Genomic DNA, 7700 nt, shown 5'->3' on the forward strand with positions numbered 1-7700 from the left:
GGGTGGCGCGCCAGCGGGTGGCAGGGGCCGTCAATGAGGGGCGGCGCGCCAGCGGGTGGCGGGGACCGTCAGCGGGTGGCGAGCCGCTCCAGCAAGGCGGCGCTCCGTGCCAGCACCGCCCGCTCCTCGTCGGTGAGTTCGGCCTCGATGGCCTGCGCGAGCCAACCGGCCCTGCGGCCACGCTCCGCGTCGAGCGCCGCCCGGCCCGCGTCCGACAGCTCGACCAGCGACTTGCGGCCGTCCGTGGGGTGCGCCCGACGGGTGATCAGATTCTGTTCCATGAGCAGCCCCACCGCCCTGGCCATCGACTGAGGGCGTACCCGCTGATCGGCGGCGAGGTCACTGGTGGTCATGGCGCCCTCGCGGTCGAGCGCGCCGAGCACGGCGACCTGGCCCAGGGGGATGAGGTCCTCATGCCTGACGCGCCGGGTGAGCTTGCCCATCGCGGTACGCAGTTCGGCGGCGATGGCGGCGGCTGACGGGGTGGGCATAGGGCACTTTACCCCGCCGACCGGGCGCGTCGCGTACCTGACCTGCGCGGGAGTGCGGACAGGCGAGCCGTGGGACCGACCTGCGACGGGCCCTGCACGGCAGATCGTACAGCACATGTGCACAGCAATGCTGCACACCCATACTGCACAGCAAAACTGAGCAGCATTGCTGTATGGTTCCGTTCCGTCGGGCTCAGCGCCAGCGCTGTCGCAGCCGGGGCCACGGCACACGACAACGGGGAGGAACTCCCATGTCCGAAAAGGCAGTCGGCACCACCGACACCGCCATCAAGACCATCACCGCCCGCCGGATCATCGACAGCCGAGGCAACCCCACGGTCGAGGTCGATGTCGTTCTGGCGGATGAGTCCCTGGGGCGCGCCGCCGTCCCCTCCGGCGCCTCTACCGGCGCCCGGGAAGCCGTGGAACTGCGTGACGGGGACTCCGCCCGCTGGCACGGCAAGGGCGTCGACCGCGCGGTGGCGCACGTCAACGGAGAGATCGCGGCGGCCGTGCGCGGCCGGGACGCGACCGATCAGGCGGGTCTCGACGCCGCGCTGATCGCCCTCGACGGCACCGCCACGAAGTCCCGGCTCGGGGCCAACGCCGTCCTCGGCGTCTCCCTCGCCGCCGCGAGGGCCGCCGCGGCGGCCCACCGCCAGCCCCTCTACCGCTACCTCGGCGGCGCCGACGCCCGCCTCCTGCCGCTGCCGATGATGAACATCGTCAACGGCGGCGCCCACGCCGACAATCCGCTGGACTTCCAGGAGTTCATGATCGCGCCCGTGGGCGCGGACACGTTCGCCGAAGCCGTCCGGATGGGCAGCGAGGTCTTCCACACCCTGCGCCGCGACCTGCTGGCCGCCGGGCACTCCACGGGCGTCGGCGACGAGGGCGGCTTCGCGCCCGCGCTGCGCACCGCCGAGGAGGCGCTCGACTTCGTGGTGAGCGCCATCGAGCGCACCGGGTACCGCCCCGGCGAGGATCTCGGCGTCATCATGGACCCGGCGTCGTCGGAGTTCTTCCGCGACGGCGTCTACGACTACGCGGGCGAGGGCGTGCGCCGCACTCCCTCCGAGAACGCCGACTACCTCGCCAAGCTCATCGACGCCTACCCCGTCCTGTCCATCGAGGACCCGATGGCGGAGGACGACCTGGACGGCTGGCGCGAGCTGACCGCCCGCGTCGGCGACCGCTGCCAGCTCACCGGCGACGACGTGTTCTGCACCAATGAGACGCTGCTGCGCGAGGGCATCCGTACCGGTGTCGGCAACTCGATCCTCATCAAGGTCAACCAGATCGGGACCCTGACCGAGGCGCTGACGGCGGTGGACACGGCCCATCAGGCGGGGTGGACGGCCGTCATGTCGCACCGCTCCGGCGAGACCGAGGACACCACCATCGCGGACCTGGCGGTGGCAACGGGCTGCGGCCAGATCAAGACCGGCTCCCTCTCGCGCTCCGACCGCACGGCCAAGTACAACCAGCTGATCCGCATCGAGGAAGAGCTGGGCGCCTCGGCACACTACGCGGGCCGCGCGGCGCTGCGCGGCGCCTGACCGGCAGGGACGACGCGTCGTGCAGCCCGTCCGACTTGCACATTCCCGGTTCAACCGAGTCTGCTTTCGCGGCACTTACCCCCTATGGGCGACATGGCGGTTCCGTGGTCGCGGGCTGGGCATGTCCCTGCGGGGACACCGGCAGCCGGAGACGCCGGAGGCCGGAGAGACAACCGAGAAGGGGCACGGCATGGGCAAGGAAGAGCTGTACGCGCGGGACATCGGCGAAGCCCAGTGGCGCAAGAGCAGTTACTCGCTGCTGATCTGCGTCGAGGTCGCTGAGATCGGCGGTGGAGCCATGGCGCTGCGGGACTCGAAGAACCCCGGTCTCGGTGACCTCCGGTTCACCCCGGAGGAGTGGGCCGCCTTCCGCGACGGAGTGCGCGCGGGCGAGTTCGACTGATCGACGATCTCTGGGCGGGGGTGACCGCATGATCGACCAGGACCGGCCCGCTCCCACGGCGGTCGAGGCCGGGGACGGCGCGTGGCCCCCGGAGCTGTCGCGCCCCGCGTGGACGGCGGAGAACACGGTGCTGCGCCGCGTGGAGCCGGGCGACTGGGAGGTCATTCTCCGACTGGAGTCCTCGTCGCCCTACCAGCGTGCCTGGGAGCGGGTCACCGCACCCCGTTCTCCTGACCACTGCCGCGAATGGCTGAAGCAGGAGGCGGCGAGGGACCCGCTGGACGACAACTTCTTCCTGGCGATCACCGACCGGCGGCACGGGGAGATGGTGGGCTGCGTCAACACCAACCAGGCCGACCCGGTGGCGGGCCGCTTCTACCTCGGCATGGCGGTGGCCCCGGAACACCAGCGCAAGCGCTATGCCTGGGAGACCGGACTGCTGCTCTTCCACTACATGTTCGGCGAACGGCGCTACCAGAAGGCGCAGGCCTACGTGCACGACTTCAACCAGGTCTCGCAGGCGGCGATGCTCGCCTTCGGCGCGAGACTGGAGGGCCGTCTGCGGCGGCACGACTTCATCGGCGGGCGCTACCGCGACAATCTCATCTTCGGCCTCACGTCCGAGGAGTTCTACGCCGGGCACGGGGCCGACGGAACCTCGTGAACCCGCGTGAACCCCCGTGAACCCGAGGTCCACTGCACCGCAGGACCGACCGTACGCTGATGGGGGCTGGTTATCTCATCGAAGCGCATCCAGAAATCTACCGTCGCTGGCATAGACATTGGGTGTTCACGGGTGTACGGTTTTCTTGAAGGTCAGATCGAGTACGAAGTCACCAGGTGGCTCGAAGTCACCAAGTGGCTCTGAGGGAACGGAGGAAGCGGACGCCATCAGGATCGCCCGGGGCGTAGCGCAAGCCCACCCGGGTACCGCAGGACATCGATAGGCAGGTGGTCTCCGGTCACGCAATCGCGATCCCCGCACCCTGGCCAGCGCTCTGGGCAGCTGTGCGGAAGAAGAAGGCCGACGCTGTGACAGGTCGGCAGATGGTGTAGCAATCCTTCGGGGCTCTGGGGTCGTACGACATCAGAGCCCCTCCACATGTCTCCTGAGCTTTTCGCGCCGTACCAACGACGACGTGTCAAGCGTGTCGCATGAACTCCACCTGTCTCATGAAGGGGTGAAATGGCCGCAGACCTCTCGCACCACCGCCTCGATGACGACGACTACCCCGCCTACACCATGGGCCGTGCCGCCGAGATGATCGGCGCCACGCCGGGGTTCCTGCGCGCGCTCGGTGAGGCGCGGCTGATCACGCCGCTGCGCTCCGAGGGCGGGCACCGCCGCTATTCGCGCTATCAGCTGCGCATCGCCGCCCGCGCCCGTGAACTCGTCGATCAGGGGACGCCGATCGAGGCCGCGTGCCGGATCGTCATCCTTGAGGACCAGCTCGAAGAGGCGCGGCGGATCAACGACGAGTACCGCCGCGCGGCACGGGCCACCCCGCCGCACCCGGAACAGTCCTGAGTCCTTGAAGAACCGTCGAACGGAGCTGACGCCCGTCCGTCCGGCGTGTCAGAGATCCGCCAGCATGCCGTCCACCGTGGCCAGCAGCACCTCGCGGTCGTCCTGTACGCGGCTGAGGACGCGCAGGCCGTAGTACGTGCTCTGGACACGGCGCGCCACGGTCCGCGCGTCCCCCGTGGAGCGGATCTCACCCGCGCGCCGCCCCTGGTCCACGACCGCGCGCAGCTCCTCCTCGACCCGGTCGAAGCTGCGCCGCACGGCCGCCCGGACCTCCGGATCGGAGCCCGCGATCTCGACGGCCGCGTTGATGGCGAAGCAGCCTTGCGTGCCCGTCGCGTCGAGGTCGGCGTCGACCGCGTGCACCATCATGGCGCGCAGCCGCTCCTTTGCTGTGCCTTCGCCCCGCAGGAGCTCGACCTGCTCGGCGGTGGCCGTGTCGTAGTAACACCGGAGGGCGCGGAGGTAGAGCTGCCGCTTGCCGCCGAAGGTGTTGTAGAGACTGGACGGCCCGAGGCCGGTGCTGTCGCACAGGGTGCGCGTCGAAGTGCCCTCGTACCCATGGCGCCAGAAGGTCTCCATGGCGGCGGTGACGACGCGGTCCTCACTGAACTCTCTCGGTCTGGCCATGCGCCCACAGTAATGGTTTTGGAAGCGCCCTACAAAACTTCGCACGCAGGGTTCGGCTGCGGTGCGGGGGCGCTGGTGAGGGCGCCGGACTGTGGGCGTCGTTCCTTCCGCAGATGTGCCGCCCACAGGACGCCCGCCGTTCCCAGGGCCGCCAGCGCGGCACCGACCCAGGCGACCGAGGCGTAGCCGTACCCGGCGTCGATGGCCATACCGCCGAGGAGCGGGGCGATGGTGTTGCCGACGTTGAAGGCGGCGGTGTTGCCCGCGCCGACCAGCGTCGGCGCGCCCGGAGCGAGTGCGAACACCCGGGACTGCAGGGCGGGGTTGGTCACATAGCCGACGAAGCCGAGCAGGAAGACCAAGACGACGGCCACGGCCGTCACCCGCGCCGTCAGCGCGAGCAGTGCGGAGAAGAGGGCGAGGGCACCGAGCCCCAGAGCCAGTGTGCCAAGGGGCCGCGACTGGCCGGTGCGCCCGCCGAGGGTGATGCCCGCGAGCCCGCCGACACCGAACAGGGCGAGAACCGCCGGCACCCACCCCTCCGGAACCCCGCTCACCTCGGTGAGCAGCGCCGCCAGATAGCTGAAGGTGACGATGACCGCGCCGAAGGTGAACGCGGTGATGGCGTACGAGAGCCACAGCTGGGGCCGTGCCAGACCGCGCAGTTCGGCCCGCACGGAGGGGCGCTCGCCCCCGCCGCGACCGCCGGGAACGGCGAGCAGCGTGCAGACGAGGCTCACCACGGTCGCGGCTGCCACCGCCCAGAAGGCGGCGCGCCAGCCGGAGTACTGGCTGAGCAGTGTGCCCGCCGGTACGCCGACGATGGTGGCGAGCGTCAGGCCACCGGCCGCCACGGCGATCGCCCGCGCCTTGGCGGCCGGAGGCACGAGTGCCACCACCGTGGCCACGGCGACGCCCCAGTAACCGGCGTACGCGAGGGCGCTGACCACGCGCGTCACGAAGAGCGTGGGGTAGCCGGGCGCGAGGGCGCCGACGGCGTGGGCCACGACGAAGACGGCCTGGAGCGTCACGAGCGCGGTGCGCCTCGGCCAGCCGAGGGTGGCGACGGCGAGCAGCGGGGCGCCGACGACCATGCCGATCGCGAACGCCGAGATGAGCAGACCGGCGTCGGGGATGGACACCCCGAGATCGTCGGCCATGCCCGGCAGCAGGCCGGACAGCATGAACTCCGATGTTCCCTGGGTGAAGATGCCGAGCCCGACCATGTACACCGCAAATGGCATTGCCGTGATCCCCTCTGTACGCGTCCGGTCGCTCGCGCACTCATTGTGTAGCGTCCGCTTCAGAATCGACGAGTCCGGACGCTAGCACATTGTGGAGCGTTCACTTCAGAATGGGTGGTGCGGGGCGTCCCCAGGGGTCACGTCCTGGGGGTCCGTCCCGTTCGGGGTCCGTCACCCGTACAGCGAGCGCGCCCCCGGGCTGTCGCCCGCGAAGTGCTGGCCCGCGGCGATCTCTCCGGCGATCACGGACCAGGCGGTCTCGTCGTCCTGGAAGGGGAGTGGGTCGAGGGCGCTCGTCTCCTGGCGGATGCGTTCGACCTCGTGCTCAAGGCGCTCGAAGTCGGCTTCCTCCCGGGCGACGTCGTCGTCCTCATCGGCCTCATCGTCGTGGTCGCTGAAGGTGAACTCCTCCAGCAGGCGCTGGAACCGCACGGTGACGTGGATCAGGGAGGAGACGTCCGCGTGGAGTTCCGTCGCGGAATCCTCGTCGAGGTCGAAGGCGTACACCTTGCCGGAAACGGGGTCGAGGGCCAGGTGGGCGTTGAGCAGCCAGCCGATGACGGGCCACTCGCCCGAGTCCTGGGGAGCGTCCTCGAAGTCGTCGGTGTCGACGACGTCCCGGACGAGGGGCAGTCGGCCCGATTCCGCGTCGGGCTCGCGCGGCCAGAGCGCCTCGGCGGGGACACCGACGGTCCGCAGGAGCCGGGCGCCCGCGCTGTCCGCGGCGGCGGGCGCGAACGCGTCGGAGGGCAGGAACGCGAGCCGGTCCTCGCCGAAAATGGCGGCGAGCTTGCCGTGGGTGACGTCGAAAAGCACTGCCGGAACTCCGAACTCATCGGCGGCGCGGGCGCCGTGGGACTCTGGGACTGTGGTCGGGGACGCGGTCGTCGCCCCCGCGCCATGGGGCAGCATCTCATTTCGTCCCACGGCGGGGGCGCCGCACCGGTCGCGGTCGGCTCGTACGGACTCAGCGCTTGAGCGTGAAGGTGAAGTCGTCGGAGAGTCCGGCGTTCAGCCGGACCGCCGAGACGAGTCTTCCTTCCGTGCGCAGGCGCTCGACCTCGGCCCGCGACGGTCCGCAGCCTTCGGCGACGAGCCGGGTCGGCCGGACGGGAATCCGCGCCGCGAACCGGACCGACACATCGATCACCTCGCGGTCCAGGTGACCCGGACCGCCGGTGTCGAGACGCCAGGCGTCGTCCCAGTCGAGGGCGATGCGGTTGCGGCGCCGTACGACCGGGTCCTGGAGCAACTCGGCCGTCAGACCGGGGTCGTTGACGTGCAGCCGGTCAAGGAGGGCGGGGCGCACGGAGCGCACGTTCATCCGCTCGAAGACCGTCAGCTTCGCGGTTTCCCCGCACCCGGTGCAGAGCACCAGGAGCCAGGCGTCGATGAGCTTGTGGTGGGCGTTGACGCGGAATTTGCTGTTCGCCCGGAAGCGGTCGGCCGCGCACGTGTGGCAGCGGCGGACGACGAGCGGGAGGCGGGTGGGCATGACGAACCAATGGGTGAGCACAGAAGTACACCGGTTTCAGTGAGAAGACCGCAGCAAGAAAGAGCGCGGCGCGCAGGCGCGACGCGCGACGATTCAGGGCTTGGGGGTTCTCACACGGTGTACAACGGCACGTCCTTGCCCAGACGACTCGGTTCGGCAGCACGGTAAAGGGTCGTGGCCGTGCTGCTCCACCTGTTTTCGTCGTCAGTGCCGGGCTTCGGGCCCGGCTGCGAGCGGTGTTCCGGGTCGCGTCGTCGGACGCGTCGCATGGCAGCGCCCGGATGTGTGGTCCAGGATCGCGGCGGCCAGCGGGGCGTGCACCGGGCGGGGGAGCGCGTGGCCCATGCCGGGGA

9 protein-coding genes and 1 pseudogene are annotated in these 7700 nt (G+C 70.3%); 4 read left to right on the plus strand and 6 right to left on the minus strand.

Going from position 1 to position 7700, the window contains the following annotated elements:
• Positions 1-68: 68 nt before the first annotated feature.
• Entirely contained in the window at positions 69-491 is a 423-nt protein-coding gene (locus AB8Z36_RS24490; protein WP_369215527.1) for a MarR family winged helix-turn-helix transcriptional regulator, read from the minus strand.
• Positions 492-742: 251 nt separating this feature from the next.
• On the opposite strand from AB8Z36_RS24490, the gene eno reads away from it, so the two are divergent.
• The 4 genes from eno to AB8Z36_RS24510 all read left to right on the plus strand — a co-directional run bounded on the left by eno (position 743) and on the right by AB8Z36_RS24510 (position 3981).
• Positions 743-2050: a phosphopyruvate hydratase gene (gene eno, locus AB8Z36_RS24495; RefSeq protein ID WP_369215528.1), complete on the plus strand. Its 1308-nt coding sequence runs from the start codon at positions 743-745 to the stop codon at positions 2048-2050.
• Between the two features lie 121 nt (positions 2051-2171).
• Positions 2172-2453 (plus strand): DUF397 domain-containing protein, encoded by a 282-nt coding sequence (locus AB8Z36_RS24500; protein ID WP_369215529.1) that lies wholly within the window; start codon positions 2172-2174, stop codon positions 2451-2453.
• A gap of 28 nt (positions 2454-2481) precedes the next feature.
• The gene (locus tag AB8Z36_RS24505; protein ID WP_369215530.1) at positions 2482-3117 is read left to right on the plus strand and encodes a GNAT family N-acetyltransferase; all 636 of its coding nucleotides are present in this window, start codon (positions 2482-2484) and stop codon (positions 3115-3117) included.
• A 522-nt stretch (positions 3118-3639) separates the two neighbouring features.
• Positions 3640-3981 carry a MerR family transcriptional regulator gene (locus tag AB8Z36_RS24510; protein ID WP_369215531.1) on the plus strand — a complete coding sequence of 114 codons (342 nt, stop codon included), beginning with the start codon at positions 3640-3642 and terminating at the stop codon, positions 3979-3981.
• Between the two features lie 48 nt (positions 3982-4029).
• On the opposite strand, the gene AB8Z36_RS24515 is transcribed toward AB8Z36_RS24510, so the two are convergent.
• From AB8Z36_RS24515 to AB8Z36_RS24535, 5 genes and pseudogenes are all read right to left on the minus strand, one after another.
• Positions 4030-4608, minus strand: a complete 579-nt coding sequence (locus tag AB8Z36_RS24515) for a TetR/AcrR family transcriptional regulator (protein WP_369215532.1) — start codon at positions 4606-4608, stop codon at positions 4030-4032.
• 29 nt (positions 4609-4637) lie between these two features.
• The gene (locus AB8Z36_RS24520) at positions 4638-5852 is read right to left on the minus strand and encodes a Cmx/CmrA family chloramphenicol efflux MFS transporter (RefSeq protein ID WP_369215533.1); all 1215 of its coding nucleotides are present in this window, start codon (positions 5850-5852) and stop codon (positions 4638-4640) included.
• A 171-nt stretch (positions 5853-6023) separates the two neighbouring features.
• Positions 6024-6668: an SUKH-4 family immunity protein gene (locus AB8Z36_RS24525; RefSeq protein WP_369215534.1), complete on the minus strand. Its 645-nt coding sequence runs from the start codon at positions 6666-6668 to the stop codon at positions 6024-6026.
• 151 nt (positions 6669-6819) lie between these two features.
• Entirely contained in the window at positions 6820-7347 is a 528-nt protein-coding gene (locus AB8Z36_RS24530) for a DUF1062 domain-containing protein (protein ID WP_369215535.1), read from the minus strand.
• Between the two features lie 204 nt (positions 7348-7551).
• Positions 7552-7700 (minus strand): annotated as a pseudogene (locus tag AB8Z36_RS24535) (alpha/beta fold hydrolase); the annotation flags it as partial.

This window comes from Streptomyces flavofungini, assembly GCF_041028215.1.
Taxonomy (GTDB): domain Bacteria; phylum Actinomycetota; class Actinomycetes; order Streptomycetales; family Streptomycetaceae; genus Streptomyces; species Streptomyces flavofungini_B.

What these genes read in the sequence shown, in the direction of transcription:
- AB8Z36_RS24490 (WP_369215527.1), bottom strand. Translation starts at nt 491, where the DNA reads ATGCCCACCCCGTCAGCCGCCGCCATCGCCGCCGAACTGCGTACCGCG.
- eno (WP_369215528.1), top strand. Translation starts at nt 743, where the DNA reads ATGTCCGAAAAGGCAGTCGGCACCACCGACACCGCCATCAAGACCATC.
- AB8Z36_RS24500 (WP_369215529.1), top strand. Translation starts at nt 2,172, where the DNA reads ATGTCCCTGCGGGGACACCGGCAGCCGGAGACGCCGGAGGCCGGAGAG.
- AB8Z36_RS24505 (WP_369215530.1), top strand. Translation starts at nt 2,482, where the DNA reads ATGATCGACCAGGACCGGCCCGCTCCCACGGCGGTCGAGGCCGGGGAC.
- AB8Z36_RS24510 (WP_369215531.1), top strand. Translation starts at nt 3,640, where the DNA reads ATGGCCGCAGACCTCTCGCACCACCGCCTCGATGACGACGACTACCCC.
- AB8Z36_RS24515 (WP_369215532.1), bottom strand. Translation starts at nt 4,608, where the DNA reads ATGGCCAGACCGAGAGAGTTCAGTGAGGACCGCGTCGTCACCGCCGCC.
- AB8Z36_RS24520 (WP_369215533.1), bottom strand. Translation starts at nt 5,852, where the DNA reads ATGCCATTTGCGGTGTACATGGTCGGGCTCGGCATCTTCACCCAGGGA.
- AB8Z36_RS24530 (WP_369215535.1), bottom strand. Translation starts at nt 7,347, where the DNA reads ATGCCCACCCGCCTCCCGCTCGTCGTCCGCCGCTGCCACACGTGCGCG.